Source organism: Agrobacterium larrymoorei (assembly GCF_030819275.1).
GTDB lineage: Bacteria > Pseudomonadota > Alphaproteobacteria > Rhizobiales > Rhizobiaceae > Agrobacterium > Agrobacterium larrymoorei_B.
The window spans coordinates 2,427,458-2,441,139 of sequence record NZ_JAUTBL010000002.1; the positions used below are offsets into that span (position 1 = coordinate 2,427,458).

Annotated in this window: 13 protein-coding genes; 7 read left to right on the forward strand and 6 right to left on the reverse strand. The window is 56.1% G+C overall.

Annotated elements, in window-relative coordinates:
• Positions 1-26: 26 nt before the first annotated feature.
• From QE408_RS20420 to QE408_RS20430, 3 genes are read right to left on the reverse strand one after another with little or no spacing between them, the layout of a single operon-like run.
• Positions 27-2,228, reverse strand: a complete 2,202-nt coding sequence (locus QE408_RS20420; RefSeq protein ID WP_306934308.1) for a hypothetical protein — start codon at positions 2,226-2,228, stop codon at positions 27-29.
• Complete coding sequence (locus tag QE408_RS20425) at positions 2,218-3,699, reverse strand: hypothetical protein (protein WP_306934310.1); 1,482 nt, start codon at positions 3,697-3,699, stop codon at positions 2,218-2,220. Before QE408_RS20425 ends, QE408_RS20420 begins: the two co-directional genes overlap by 11 nt.
• A gap of 17 nt (positions 3,700-3,716) precedes the next feature.
• Positions 3,717-5,924 (reverse strand): hypothetical protein, encoded by a 2,208-nt coding sequence (locus tag QE408_RS20430; RefSeq protein ID WP_306934313.1) that lies wholly within the window; start codon positions 5,922-5,924, stop codon positions 3,717-3,719.
• Positions 5,925-6,139: 215 nt separating this feature from the next.
• Between QE408_RS20430 and QE408_RS20435 the strand changes: the two genes are divergently transcribed.
• Complete coding sequence (locus QE408_RS20435; RefSeq protein ID WP_113225145.1) at positions 6,140-6,475, forward strand: hypothetical protein; 336 nt, start codon at positions 6,140-6,142, stop codon at positions 6,473-6,475.
• A gap of 135 nt (positions 6,476-6,610) precedes the next feature.
• Here the strand turns inward: QE408_RS20435 and QE408_RS20440 are convergent, their stop codons facing one another.
• Positions 6,611-8,824 carry a hypothetical protein gene (locus QE408_RS20440; protein ID WP_306934316.1) on the reverse strand — a complete coding sequence of 738 codons (2,214 nt, stop codon included), beginning with the start codon at positions 8,822-8,824 and terminating at the stop codon, positions 6,611-6,613.
• Between QE408_RS20440 and QE408_RS20445 the strand changes: the two genes are divergently transcribed.
• From QE408_RS20445 to QE408_RS20470, 6 genes are all read left to right on the forward strand, one after another.
• Positions 8,816-9,130: a hypothetical protein gene (locus QE408_RS20445; RefSeq protein WP_306934318.1), complete on the forward strand. Its 315-nt coding sequence runs from the start codon at positions 8,816-8,818 to the stop codon at positions 9,128-9,130. The genes QE408_RS20440 and QE408_RS20445 overlap by 9 nt on opposite strands.
• A gap of 289 nt (positions 9,131-9,419) precedes the next feature.
• Positions 9,420-10,028 carry a hypothetical protein gene (locus QE408_RS20450; protein ID WP_306934319.1) on the forward strand — a complete coding sequence of 203 codons (609 nt, stop codon included), beginning with the start codon at positions 9,420-9,422 and terminating at the stop codon, positions 10,026-10,028.
• Entirely contained in the window at positions 10,028-10,840 is an 813-nt protein-coding gene (locus QE408_RS20455; protein WP_306934322.1) for a hypothetical protein, read from the forward strand. Before QE408_RS20450 ends, QE408_RS20455 begins: the two co-directional genes overlap by 1 nt.
• A gap of 93 nt (positions 10,841-10,933) precedes the next feature.
• Positions 10,934-11,575, forward strand: a complete 642-nt coding sequence (locus QE408_RS20460) for a hypothetical protein (protein ID WP_306934324.1) — start codon at positions 10,934-10,936, stop codon at positions 11,573-11,575.
• Positions 11,576-11,845: 270 nt separating this feature from the next.
• A complete protein-coding gene (locus tag QE408_RS20465) occupies positions 11,846-12,451 on the forward strand; it encodes a hypothetical protein (protein WP_306934325.1) in 606 nt (201 codons plus the stop codon).
• Between the two features lie 107 nt (positions 12,452-12,558).
• The gene (locus tag QE408_RS20470) at positions 12,559-13,122 is read left to right on the forward strand and encodes a hypothetical protein (RefSeq protein ID WP_306934327.1); all 564 of its coding nucleotides are present in this window, start codon (positions 12,559-12,561) and stop codon (positions 13,120-13,122) included.
• Between the two features lie 38 nt (positions 13,123-13,160).
• On the opposite strand, the gene QE408_RS20475 is transcribed toward QE408_RS20470, so the two are convergent.
• Both QE408_RS20475 and QE408_RS20480 read right to left on the reverse strand, forming a co-directional pair.
• Positions 13,161-13,559 (reverse strand): hypothetical protein, encoded by a 399-nt coding sequence (locus QE408_RS20475; protein WP_306934330.1) that lies wholly within the window; start codon positions 13,557-13,559, stop codon positions 13,161-13,163.
• On the reverse strand, positions 13,528-13,680 hold the full coding sequence (locus tag QE408_RS20480) for a hypothetical protein (RefSeq protein ID WP_306934332.1): 153 nt from the start codon (positions 13,678-13,680) through the stop codon (positions 13,528-13,530). Before QE408_RS20480 ends, QE408_RS20475 begins: the two co-directional genes overlap by 32 nt.
• Between the last annotated feature and the right edge of the window lie 2 nt (positions 13,681-13,682).

The window sequence follows — 13,682 nt, forward strand, 5'->3', positions numbered from 1 at the left end:
AAACCACACGAGTGGCTCTATCGAAATCAATCTCGAAGAGGGACTTCAGGTCGATAAGGCTGGCTTTGTGCCGCACCACCGGCCGCCGCAGCAGATGACACGGTCGGAACTGTGTCAAAAGCACTGTTCGGATCAGCCTCAACGTCGACGTCGCCAAGGCCCGCAGCCTGAACCAACAACTCGCGAGAAATCCCCAGCACCATGGCAAGCGCAGCCAATCCATCACCCGCCACCGCATCTGCGCGAGACAATCTGCTGGGGGCTGCGAACGCGTCGTTCCACGTCGCCGTGAAGACATTGAAATTCTGCTCGGCTATTGGCTCTAACCCGGTGCCTCGTTCGCTGTGCGCGCCGAAGAAAAGCCCTGCCAGTTCGCCGATAGACCCTCCATCCGAGAACTTATCAGGAGCCGCAGTGATCACCTGAGCGACCACCGCCGGAATAGCAACCCCTGCCAGATAGACGGCAAAAAGACGCGGCGCGCCTCCATAACCGTAGCTCTGCATGATCGGCTGAAGATTACCGCCCGAAAGATCAGCCTGGCTGTTGAAATAACTGTAAAACAGCGTGAACAGGCGGGCAAAAGTAGAGCCGTTCTCTCCCCAGTGGTTCTCCTTATCATCGCGCCTGACAACAAGAGCGTCCGCCTTCGCCACAGCCTCTCTATGCAGGATGCCCTCAGCGATTGCCTGGTCATACGCCGCGTGCCAGAGAACCAGATCTAAAACATCCCCGGTCCCCTTCAGCAAAATCTCGCCATAGAGAACGCTTTTCTCAGCGATCAATCCGAGATCACCCGGCTTGGCGATCGCGCGCCGAATACACGCCTCCATATCCCGGCTGCTCCGCTTCATCCGCGAGTTCATCACGAGGGATAGCCTTGCCACCTCCTCGCGCATGGCCGCCCCTTCGCCCTGATTGGCAAAGCGAATTATCGCAGCTTCCAGCCGGTTCATGGAAATCTGGCCCAAGACAGAGGATGTCTCCCACGTCGATGCAGTAGCGCTAACGATGTCGAGCATCATATTGCGAACGCCCGCACGTCCACGGATCGCCCGCATGACATAAGACAGCCCCCGCCCCTCCGCCGTCGTCGGCTGCACCTCAGCCACCGGTTGCCGCACCATGCGCAGCCAAGGCACGATTACCTTGTCCATCATGTCGGGCGAGACCTCGTCCAGCGCCAGCGAAAATTCCGGCCTGTTAACGATCCGCCCTATCTGCTGTATGACAGGCTCGATATGGATAAACCGCAAAAGCTGATCCATATGCGCCGGAAGCATCGAACACTCCAGCACCAGCGCCCGCGCGTCATTCTCTTTCCCCTGCGCTGTGAAGGCAGGGGCAACCGTCGGAAACATCTCCGCCGGGTTCCTCCCTTCCTGATTAGCAATGCCGAAGCCCCGTTCAAACACAGCCGGCACGAAGCCGCCGGCATAAGTGCCAAACGGCGTCTTGAGGGCGGCAGGCATCACCTCTCTGAAGGAGAAGCCGCAGATCTTGCGGTGCGCCTCCTGCCCTTTTTGCTTCAGCCTCTCCATCACATCCCAGATGGCCTGCGCCGCATCATAATCGGCTTTGGTCAAAATGCCTTCGCGCCACATCCGCGCGATAAAATGCTCCCATCCGGCCTGCCACCCGCGCCCGGCCAGAAGCTTGCGTTGATTGCTGTCATTGCCGGTGTGCAGAAGCGCATGGAACAGCTGCCCCTTGTTCTCGAATGTAAATCCAAGCTCCGGAGCACCGATCGCCGGCCCCAGCAGTTCCGCAGTGCGCGGCTCGATAATGGCGTGAAGCGAACGAAGATAAGCGGCCTTTTCTTCTTCATAATGCTCAAATGCCTGCCGCACCGGCGCGACGATAAGGCGAGAACAAATCCCTGCCTCGCCCCCATCCATATCCTGTGCCCAAAGCTCAACCGGCCGCTGCGCCGCCTCAAGAGAAAGCGGCATAACGGCCCCCACCCCAAGCGCCGTCAGTCTGCGTCGCAAGTCCGCGTTCTGGCTCTCGCTACGCTGCTCCACAGCCGCCAGAACCAAGCCAAGAACAGTGTCCAGATCCTGCCACTCGCCATCGATCTGGATACGCCTCGCGCTCCGGCCAACTTCCGTCACATTGTCGATCGCATCGTGAACGGCATCGAATTCCGCAACCGTCAGATCGCCAAATACCTTTGCATCGGCACGGTTATAAACCTCAGTTGCCTGTGAAAGCGCATTATAGGACAAGTTCGTCCTCCTTCATTTGCTCAAGCCAGCCGCCCATATCAAAACGGGCAGGCTTGCTCGCCAAACCAAATTCAGCGGCCAGCGCACGCACCGCCCCGCGGTTTTCCGCCTCTGCATCCATTGCCCACTCATCATCCGTCGCATCCAGCGTCGCCATGCGGTCAATCAGGGCCTCAAGTTCGTCAGCCTTGGCAGAGGCCGCCATATAGAAATGGCAGGCCATCAGCTGTCGCCGCTTCGCCTCCATCGCTTCTTTGAGATCGTCCTTGGCAAAGGCGCTGGCCGCCTCACCGGCCGTCTTGCGCTCTGCCGCAAGGTGGCGATCGGAATCCGTCGCACTGGACACTTTCAGCGCGCTGAACAGCCGGTGGACATTCCCCTCCACCTCCTGATGCGTCATCGCCTCGCCGCCCGAAAGCTTGCTCAGCGCATTCAGCTCCGCCAGCAGAAACGCCCGGCGCTTGTCCCCATGCAGCGCCTTCAGCGCCTCTTCTTCCAACCGGCCGTCAAGCAAAAGATCGCCGTGACGCTCAACCATCGTCCGCTCGGTCAGAAGCTCGATGGCAAGTTCGATTGGCCGCGCCCGCACCAGCGCCTGCAGAAACGCCCAACCACTGTCAAACCCATACATGCCAGCAGCAATATCGGGGTGAATGCCGTCACGTCCGGCAAAGGCATTGGCGTGGTCCAGCTCGTCCTCGCTCGCATCCGTAACGGGAGAAAGCGGCTTCAACCCAAATTCCCGCTCCAGAACGGCCCGGTCGAGCTTGATCCGCCCCACCGGCTTGCCCTCAAAATCCATGCCGAAGCGCAATGCCTGAATCGCCTGGTAGATCGGCACGGCCTGCAAGGTCCGCGTCGAGATCTCCTTCACCGTCTCGCGCTCCTTGCGATACCAGTCCTGGCGCGCGAGAAAGATCGGCTTCATTACCTGACGCCGCAGTTTTTGATGCGCCTCGTCGTCTGCCTCTTCATGAAGCCGACGCAAACGCCGGTGCTCATCAGCAGAAAGCCGCGCCGTCTTCCCACCCTTGAACAACATGCCCGCAGACATGTCGTCGCGCGCCTCTTCGATTGCCGCATGTGTTGCCAGCATCCGCAAAAGCACGTCGCGAATGTCGGGCGAAAGCGAAAGGTCAAGACCGCGCAGCGCCCCATAGACATGCAGAAGCCACTCGGCGAAATGCTCGAAAACAGTGCGAAGAGCCACTGAAGGCGCCTTACCCTCCAGCAGATACACCTCGAAGGCTTGGGCAAAATGCGCGTGAATCGCGCTTTCGTCAGCACCAGAAACCTCCCGTCCCCAGTCGCGCAGGGTCTCACCCATCTCACGCACATCGGCATCTGTCCGGCCAATTTCAGGAAGCGTTTCCAGAAAATACCGGCTCGTCCCACTAAGAAAAGCGGAAAGCTCAGCACTCTCAAAAAGCCGAATGAGGGATGGGGTTTCATCGGGTTGAACAGCGTCCATCGAATCCCTCCTTGGATTTATCGTCCGTTACGGTTCAGCGTTTTTCGACGGTCTGACCAGGGTGTGTCTGTCGGGACTGCGGGGCCTTGCCTGTTGAAGATCCCAGGGGACGGACTGGGCGATTCAAGCCGGCCAGCAGGTGCGGTGGATGACTGCAGCATTGCCTTGAACCTTTCCGTGGCGATGTCGCCATTGGAAGCCGTCCGTGGCGGTATCGAGACCGGAGAAGCCCCAGACCGATCAATCCTCGACGACGTATCATTCCCGCCGGCAGCGGGAACGGTAGCACCGGAGCTGTTCGTACCACCCTGCCCATCGGCCGGCGCGACAGCAGCTTGCCCCGAAGCCCCATTGACCGCAGGAGGCTGCTTTTGGTTACCCGAGGAAGCGCCGACAGGCGGATTGTCTCGCGAATAGTCTTCACGCGTTTGACCGGTCTTGGCAGATCTCACGCCGCGCGTTGCATCCAGCGCCACAGCCTGAGACTGCGCCGGAGTGACGCTTGAAGCCTGCTGACGCTGGATGTCCTGCTGACGTTCCTGTTCAGAAATAATTTTGTTTTTTTCCTGGGCAATCCGCGCTGCCTCTAATTCACCATTGGTTTGGGTAGAAGGCTCGCTGTGCTTTAACTTCAAGTCTCGGATTTCAGCAGGGGTCTTGGCCGTTGGATCGAAGCGCCCGTAGTCGTGAAACAAGGGTGCAATCTCGGTCCCTGCAATATCTGTCGTGTAGGTACTCGTGCGTACTCCGACGTCGCCACCCGTTACCCGGGCAACGTCAACCTGCGCTTTTCCAATACCCGGCAGGTTTTCAAGTTGTACCTTGCCCTCGCCTGCCAGCCTTCGATTAAGCGCATCGAAGGGGCTAACGGGTATGTAGATTGTCTCCATAGGGCTGCCTCGTGTGATGGCATCAACGTGGTCCCTATATGTAATGGGGCTCCGAGCACGTAGCTTTGATTCTGAAGCCCGCTGCCCGATATCTTCAATCATGGTACTTGATCTTACTGGCTTCGGCACCTCATCGGCACCGTCCGGGAGACCGAAGAGTTTCTTGGTACTCTCTCCAAGAGCGTGCTGACCGGCACCGGTGAAAAATGCTTCCACTGTTCCGTCTGTTAGCGATCGCTGAGGGTCGGAGAGGTTTTGCGCTATAAAGTTTTCCCCTACCTTTTTTAGAGCTTCCTTTGTTCCCTCCCCGACCACCTCAGGGAGTAACTCCCCCGCTCGCTTACCCAGTATCTTTTCTAAAAAAGCGAATTTTAGTTTTTTATCGCCCGGAATAAAATCGAGGACTTCCAGTACAACACCTCCAATGGCTGCCTTGCTCTGGTCATTTTCATTCCCACCGCGCTCTCTCTCGTCTCTAGTTTGTTCTCCAGCACTCTTGAGCGTGTTGATAACCTTCGCACCTTTAGGCCCAACTAGCCTATTGATTATGGCCTCAAAAGCCACTTCGCCGATCACGTCACCGACCTTTTGGCCAATGCCATCTTTCAGACCCGGATAGGCGGGGAAAAGTTCGTCGCCGAAATCCTGTACGTGTTCACCAGCGAACTGCAAATTGTTTGACGCCCATTCGATACCGCCCACAGGATCGTTTTCCGCTTCTAGACGACGCGTGCGGAAAAACTCGTATACTTGGTCTTCGGTCTGATAGCCGGAGAGTACATTGGAGAGAACGTACTGTGCCCAAGTGTCCTTGATCTGCCCTTGCTTCGGGATGTCAGCGCGCAACTTCGCGACATCCTCTGGCGACAAGCTCTTGGCTCGTGCAATTCGGACCACAATCTCCGGTGGCACCCATACAGGCGGATGCATCAACTGCCCCGCCCCCTCCAGTACCGCTCCAACCTGGGAGATTACTTTACCGATAGGCCTTTTGACGGATTCACCCAGATTACCGACAGTGTACTCAAGCCAAGTGAGATTTTCGACATCGTCCCACGCAAGTCTGATATTGTCCGAATTCTTAAGCCACTGTGCAGTACGGGGCGAACCTTTGAGCATCGCTTGGTTGTGCGAACGTTGCAGCCACTCTAGCAGCATGTCACGACTGGCGGCTGCTACGTCGGCACTGATCCCGAAGGCGTTGCCAAGCTTCATGTCGTTCGCGAAAACATCCGGATTGACCTGTTGGGCATTGTTCAGGATGAGGTTAGTAGTATTGCCGACAGAATCTCGCTGGTATCGTTTCCATTCTAGGTACTCGTTAGGTGTTGGCATTGGTGCTCCATTAGGTGCGCTCAATCGCTGCCAGCAAGCATCGCTTCAAATTGATTAGGAAGAACTTGATCAAATCCGCGATTTTTCTTGTTCTCTGTCTGTTCATCTCACCAGCTGTATTTTAGTATCGCTGGGTGTCGAGTCGATTGTCGGCAGTATCTTGAGCCTCGGTTATGTTGAGGCTTTCCAATCATTCGTTTGGGGAACGGGGAAACATGCATTTCAAGAAAATCACCTTCATCACACTCCTTTGCTCAGCCCTAGCGGGTTGCGGGATGACGTTGCCACTGAAGGGGCAGACAGCAAGCGGCGCCGAAACTTTCTCCGGAAAGGCAACTGGATATGTGGACGGGGCAGGCACCATAGAATTGACCAGCAGCAAAGGCAGGAAATGCACTGGCACATTTGTCTACGTTACCAAGCGTAACGGAGAAGGAACCTTCACCTGCCAGGACGGCAAGAGTGGAGACTTCAAGTTTGTTTCCACCGGCTTGCGCGGTACCGGGTCAGGAACAATCGCTGGTGAACTGTTTACTTTCACCTTTGGATAGCTATCTGCGGTTAAAAAGAAATGGTGTGTCCAGCTGAATGCATATCAGCCGGATACCCGCGTCGAGATCAGGAGCGATCACTCCATCGTTGCGCTGCCACCGATCCTGAGCTTGTGACCAAAGGACATAGAACGGCTATCGCGAAACGAACTTGATGTACTCCCTGACGATTTCCTCCTCCGTGGGCTCTGGAGGTCTAACGGACCCACTCGAAGGCATCCTCTCATAGCGGAGTTGGGAACGAATCGTTTCGCGCACGTCGTGTGGGATGTCGTCGAAGGCAACACTTATTTCAAAGGTGGAATCTGCTTTTCGTCTATTGGCCTCAAACAAAAAATGTCCGTTGTCATTGTGGGTAAACCATCCAAAACCAGACTTCGTCGTGATGACTATTGGTACCAACAAGTGACTGATGATTTTGTCCATCTCGACGTAATCAGGTCTTCTACCATTGTTCTGGCTGCGAAATTCCTGAATCCTTACCTGCAATTCCTGTTGGAAAAAGAGGATCCTCTCCTGCATTTCCCTACGGGCTTCGGCTTGCATATCTCTCGTCCCGCGGCGGGAAACGGCATCGATTGTTAATCCCGCTGCACTGAGTGCCTGCTTCGCCTGTTCATTGGCTTCCTTAAAAATGGTACCATCACGTTCAGCCTGGGCGTCATCGGCGAGAATGGCGTTTTTACGGTCCTGTAGCTCCTTCCAACTGCTGCGAGAAAGGCGGTTGATAAAATCCGGACTGGTCAGATCTAGCTTCGCGAAAGCCACGGGCTCAAGGCGGGAATAGGTCGACAGCTTACTGTAAAGCACAGGATCGGTCTTGAGTTCGTCTGCCTTAGCTTCATACTCCATTAAAGCTGAAAGCTTGGGTTCCCCTATAGCAATCTTCAGTTCCACCGGAATCTGCGATAAGGGCGTCCCGTTCTGCATAAGCGTCCATATCCGGTCAGACGCTTTCTTGGCCTCCGCAATTTCGGCTTGCGATGCGCTGCTTATTTCCTCCGCTAGATGCCTCTGAGACGCTGCTCTCAGGTCCGCATCTGCGATCTGGTTGATACGACTGATAGCTTCCGCCTCGGAGATCATGGAAGTGCGCGCAGCAACCCCGTCGTAGGCCGAAACAATCACGCTACCTTCACGCCCAAACAGTGCCGGATCCGTGGATACGCCCAGAGAAAACAGAAAGCGCAGATGATACTTCTCCGCATTCTCGTGAAGCCAGTCGAGAACCTGAGCCGGAGCCTGATCCAGCGGCCGCCCCTCATAGGTCAACTGGATGCTGCGCCCACTGGAAACGGAAGACGCTGAGGCAACAGAGGCGCGTGATTTCGGGTCTACAAAGCTCACCCCCAGTCCCTTGCGAATGTTCTCTGGCGCATCCTCGATTAAGGCCTTGGTGTTTTCGGCAAGGGCGTTGTCAAGCGGAAGCGCGTCGCCGGGGAGATCGGGCTTTGCCGAGATTGAAACGAGAAACGCTTTCGCCCGCGTTGGTCCGCCGCGTTGCGGTTCTTCCTCCGCGGCACCGTTCACGCCACCTGTGGATGTCTGAGCGGGCTGAGCCTTCGCATCCCCGACCCCGTCAAGGTTGCTGCTATTCCTGTCCGTTCCGACAACCGTATCCTTGTCGACATCAGCGGTTGGATTCTGAGCGGCATTGACACCGCCTCGCGTGCCAGCATCCTTACCAGCACCAGTCTCAGCCTTGCTGGACGGGGTCTTATCCACAGCGCCCGTCACAAGATCGTCAGTCGCGCCGGGGGGTGTCCGTTTCTCCGAAACGATCTCCAGGGCAATCTGTTTGCCCTTCTCATCGATGGCCAAGGGCCTGATCTTGGTCTCCAGGTCCGCCCGCGCCTTCGGGTCCACCTGGGCACTGTTGGCCTTCAGATACTCCATCGCCGCGGTCGCCCCACCAGGCTTTCCGGCCATCGTCATGGCTACCCCGGTGTGAAGTCCCGTTATGAAGTCCATGGCCTTGGCCACGATCACCTCCGGCGCCCAGCCGTTCAACTTACCGAGATTGTGGATTTCGGTGACGCCGGACGCCACTGCGGAAGTGATCTGCTCGGGCTTGTTGTACCCGGCGATCGCCTGGTCCTTGGCAAGAGAAAGCCTGCCTTCAGCGGCCTTGCCAACCCACTCCTTCTGTCCCTGCGCCTTGTGCTTGATGGCGGCTTCCAGGCTGGTCGTCACCACAGGAGCAACCATCGCCTCATATCGTCCCGCCGCCAGCGGGTCTTTCGGTTCAAAGGTCTTTTGAAGCTTGGCAAGCGCGTCTTCATAGCCGGGATAGCCTTCGACAGCGCCTTGGCCGCTTGTGTTGAGATAGCCGTTTTCGCCGTGTTCCAACGCAAGCTTTGCCCGCTCGAAGGCGGTCTTGCTGTCCTTGGCGGTGGTGTCGGCCTGAAGGTCGCGCAGCTTGCTGGCAACCTCGGCCATCTTGCCAAGCCCCTCGCCAAGAGACTGCATGCCCTTGCCGACCTGCGCACCAAAATCATTCTCCGTCGCCTTCACCGTCAGTGGCTGCTGGAGGATCGGCCGCTGCGCAACGCTTCCCTGATAAACAGGCACGGCGGCCTGGCGAAAATATTGTTTGACCGGAACCTCAGCCATGGCGCACTCCATAAAAAAGGCGCCCCGAAGAACGCCTGGTAACATCTGATCTCGTGATTTTGTCAGAGCAGGTCGCAACCAATGGCCGAGCCCTCACCCGCGGCGGTTCTGCGCATTCTCACCTGTGAGAACACACGCCTAAGCATGTCGCGCAAAAGTGGTCACCGGTTTTGCGATAACGACATGCGACAAAACAAAGATCTAAAGCGTATGAGCGAATCTGAAAGATCGCGACACGCTTTAGCTCGAAGAAACGACTCGACAGCCTTTTCAACTCCTGCGCAAATATCCAGGTCTCAATCCCATCCCGAACTCGAACAGCAGGCCGCATATGAAACTGGCAATCACCGCCCTTCTTCTGGCCTGCATGCCTTTTGCAGCTTCAGCAGAGGACGCCCCCTCGAAGGATACCATCCTGTGGGGCACATTCGGTGAATGGAAAGTTTTTGTGGACACTTCCGCTGGCAATGCCTGTTACGTGGGTCGTGTGTACGACGCGAGCGTCGTGCTACGATTTGGCCGCTACAGAAGACAGGGCGACTCCGGCCTGTACATGTCGGTCAATAATCCAAAGTGGAAATCGCTCAAGAATGAGCAAGAGTATCCCGTCGACGTTCAGTTTGGCGATAATGATACTTGGTCCGGAAACGCGTTGGCGGTCGTGGAGGACGACAATATAACGCGCTCGCTCGTGGTCTCCGGTGCAGATGAAAAGTTCCTCGAAGAATTCGAGACAAGCGACACAGCCAAAGTTTACTATGATGACAAGGAGATCGCCAACCTGTCGCTAAAGGGCGTCGCCAAGGCCGTGAGCGAAATGAATGCCTGCCAGAAGAAGACCGACGAGGTTTTGAAGAAACTAAACCCGAAGCCTGAAGAGGCTGACCCTTTCGCCAAAAAATCTCCTGTCGGAGCAGCGGACCGTCCGCTCGAGCTGTAATGGCGATGGACTGCGCCACCGTTGAGGACAAGTGGCAGCTTTCGAACTCGATGATAGAAGCAATGCAGACTAGGCAGACAAATGCCGCCACCAATGAGAAACCAGTGATTTTTCAATCGATATTGTCTGAGAAAGCGGTTTTGCTCAGAACCGCGCAAACAGCCTTTGCACTCGCATTCCTCGCATGCTTGCCAACCACCACACGTGCAGAGACCGAATTGTGGGGACAGGTCGGTGAATGGTCCGTTTTCAATGACCGTCGAGCGACGCACGGTTGCTCGATGTACAGGTCGTTTGGCACAGACGCCTCCATCACTCTCGGCGTCTTACCTCTGGAAGAAGCGCGAGGCGTTTACTTCTCGGTCACCCACAACAAATGGACTGTACTTAAACCCAGCAGGAACCTCGATGTGCGTCTTCAGTTCGGTTCATCGGCGCCCATAAAGGCGAAAGCCGATTTCATGGACGATAGCCACATGCTATTTATTGTGGTGCCGCAGGATACTCAACTTTTCGAAGAGTTCGCAAAGAATAAGGTGCTTCACGTCAAACCTGTGAGCGGAGCGGCCATTGCATTGAAGTTCGATCGCGCTGCCGAGGCGATTTCTGCAATGCTTGACTGCTTGGCAATGGTTACAGAAGACCTTAAAAGCTCGCCGGAAGAGTTTGGTAATCCATTCGCCAAGACGCCAGAGACTGAGACACCGGATGATCCATTCGCCAAGCCTCCAGCGGAGAGCACCACGGAGGATCCTTTTGCCAAGCCGCCGGCAACAAGGGCAACGGATGACCCATTCGCGCCCAAACCATGAACCAGCTTAGCGTCAATGGCGGCGGTGCACCGAGCACGATCTCACCGACACGGCGAAACGCCTGGACAGACATTTCAACCTGTGCGCAAATGAATGACCTTCAACCTGGTTCTGATCAACAAGTCCCGCATGAAACAGACAATTGCCGCTTTTCTTGTCGTCCTCGCGCCATTTGTTGCTGTCGCAGAGGACGCGCCCCCGAAAGACTCCACCGTCTGGGGCACCTTCGGTGGATGGCACGTCTTTATGGACCCTACCCGCGGAAATGCTTGTTACGTGGCCCGCATCTACGGTGAAGGCGTCGTAATGCGATTTGGACGCTTTCGTCAAAAGGACGGCTCTGGCCTGTACTTGTCCGTCAATAACCCAAGGTGGAAATCTCTGAAGGATGATGAGAGATATGCCTTGGAAGTTCAGCTTGGCGATCATGGAATCTGGAAGACGAACGCATGGGCAACAGTGGAAGATGATTTCCAGCGCAGGCTCTTGATCGCCACAGATAATGAGATGTTCCTCGAACACTTCCAGACCAGCGACACCGCCACGATCTCCTACGAAGGCAGACAGATCGCTAACCTCTCCTTGACAGGCGTCGCCAAGGCAGTAACCGAGATGAACGCCTGCCAGCAAAAGACCGACGAGATTTTGAACGCCCGAGAACCGAAGTCCAGGGAGGCCGATCCCTTTGCCAGGGCCCCCTCCTTAGAACCATCAGGCGATCCCCGTAAACTGTAACACTTGCTGTCTTCGCCCTTATGTCGAGGTCTGATGCGCCTGCGGACGACCCCGGGGTCGGGAGGTCAGCCCCTCGACGCTGGCCTCAGCACAATCTGACCGGCCAAGTAGCCCGGTCAATATTGATCTAACGGACTAAAGCATCCTCTCTGCAACCCATCAGGCGCACCCCGTTTCCAAAGCAAAACCACTCGACAGACATCTCAACTCATGCGCAAATGAGCAAGTTTTGCCCCTAGTCTTGATGACCCTTACGAAGCAGGCCCTTACATGAAACAGGCAATCGCCGCCCTCCTCCTGGCCTGCATGCCTTTCGCCGCCGCCGCGCGAGACGCACCGGAGATAAAAGACCCAGTCCTTTGGGGCAAATTCGGGACCTGGAGGGTTCAGATGCAACCGAACCTCGACAATACGTGTGTCGTCATGTCTGCGTTTGAAACCGGTCATGACCTGATGTTTTGGCGCTATTTCAAAAAGGGAAAGCCAGGCTTTTTTCTCTCTGTTGGGAATGAAAAATGGAAATCGCTGGTCCACAAGAAAGTCTATTCCGTCAACTTCGAGTTCGATGAGGGCATCAACTGGGATGTAGAGACTACAGCCTACGTTCAAGGAACCAACCGTAGACTCATGATGAAATCGAGTTTGCAGGACTTTCTCGACGGGTTCAAGTCCAGCAAAGCCGTCAAGATGTTCTATGAGAAGAAGGAGATAGCCCACCTTTCCCTAAGTGGCGTCGAAGAGGCTATAGAAGAAATGGATGCCTGTCAGAAGACGACCGACGAATTCTTCAAAATCTCCAGAACAAAGCCCGACACGTCCGATCCCTTCGCCAGAAAATCTTCCACGCAAGCCTCGGACGACCCCTTTAAACCGTGATCGAGGTAACAGTAGCCTCGATGTGCAGTCGATAAGAGCGATGGTCGAACAGAGCTGTCACAACCGTATCCGGAACGATAACCATCCAGCATGATCAGGCAAAAGACATGGATAGGCTCCTGAAACGCACCCTCCTCGCCGCATGCCTTCTCTACATGCCGTTCGGAGCCAATGCTGCTCCTGTTGAATGGGGAAACTTTGGTAACTGGTCGGTGGCCGTGGAGCCCGATCGCAATTTTGGCTGCTATGTGGCGCTTCGCTCCAAGGGCGATACGATCCTGCATTTTGGCATGGACCTCGCTACGGAGTTTCCGAGGTTCTATCTTCTGTTGAGGAACGAGAAGTGGAAATCATTGGAAGACGAAAAGGTCTACCCGCTGCTTTTCACCTTCGATTCAAAGAAGCCCTTGGAGGTGGAAGCAATCGCATCGGTCAGCGAGACATCGCAGGATCTGGCAATCGGGAAACTGGGGGGCAAGTTCATCGTGGAAGCCCAGAAAAGCAGTCAGTTGCGTATCACCTACGCCGACAAGGAGGTTGCAAACCTTCCGCTTGAAGGTGCAGCCACGGCATTCTACGAAATGCGCGCCTGCCAGGACAAGACCGAAGAAACGCTTCGCAAAAGCCGAGATGAAGCAAAGCAGCAGGATCCCTTCGCCAAAAAACCATGACGGTTGGACGCGTTAGCGAATCCCGATGCCGAAAAAACTCACGTCCCCGATTTCGCCTTGAACAACGGACTATCGCCAAACGTCTTGCTCGCTCCGGTCAGCAGCGTGCCAATCGCTTTCAGGTTACCGCCCTTGCGGGTGTTCTTGGCGTTTGCCCGCGCAAGGCTGGCCTCCGCCCGGCCATTAGCCGCCGCCACGTCGAAGTCATAGGCCTCGTTTGCGGCGTTGCGGCGAATGGTCAGCGCGTCGATCTCGCCAAGCGTTGCAGTATCGACCAACAGATCGAGCGGGGAGCCGAATGTCAGGTCCACGCCATTGGCGGCCATGGCTGCCCTTTGCTGGCCGGTAATCTGCGCCGTCTCCTGGCGCTTCTTCTGCTCTTCCAGCTTGCCGCGGTCCAGTGCGTCACGCGCCCGCCTCTCGAGAAAGCCGCACATTCATGTCGGTGACTTTCGCGTTATATTCGGATGCGGCGGCACTTGCCTCCGCCTCCTGTTTTGCGCCGGCCGCACCAATCACGGTCGAGGCGGCGCCAAGGATCAGACCAAAATCACACATGC

Excerpts from the sequence above, each read along its gene's own strand:
- QE408_RS20425 (WP_306934310.1), bottom strand. The coding sequence starts at position 3,699 with ATGGACGCTGTTCAACCCGATGAAACCCCATCCCTCATTCGGCTTTTT.
- QE408_RS20430 (WP_306934313.1), bottom strand. The coding sequence starts at position 5,924 with ATGCCAACACCTAACGAGTACCTAGAATGGAAACGATACCAGCGAGAT.
- QE408_RS20435 (WP_113225145.1), top strand. The coding sequence starts at position 6,140 with ATGCATTTCAAGAAAATCACCTTCATCACACTCCTTTGCTCAGCCCTA.
- QE408_RS20450 (WP_306934319.1), top strand. The coding sequence starts at position 9,420 with ATGAAACTGGCAATCACCGCCCTTCTTCTGGCCTGCATGCCTTTTGCA.
- QE408_RS20455 (WP_306934322.1), top strand. The coding sequence starts at position 10,028 with ATGGCGATGGACTGCGCCACCGTTGAGGACAAGTGGCAGCTTTCGAAC.
- QE408_RS20460 (WP_306934324.1), top strand. The coding sequence starts at position 10,934 with ATGACCTTCAACCTGGTTCTGATCAACAAGTCCCGCATGAAACAGACA.
- QE408_RS20465 (WP_306934325.1), top strand. The coding sequence starts at position 11,846 with ATGAAACAGGCAATCGCCGCCCTCCTCCTGGCCTGCATGCCTTTCGCC.
- QE408_RS20470 (WP_306934327.1), top strand. The coding sequence starts at position 12,559 with ATGGATAGGCTCCTGAAACGCACCCTCCTCGCCGCATGCCTTCTCTAC.
- QE408_RS20475 (WP_306934330.1), bottom strand. The coding sequence starts at position 13,559 with ATGTGCGGCTTTCTCGAGAGGCGGGCGCGTGACGCACTGGACCGCGGC.
- QE408_RS20480 (WP_306934332.1), bottom strand. The coding sequence starts at position 13,680 with ATGTGTGATTTTGGTCTGATCCTTGGCGCCGCCTCGACCGTGATTGGT.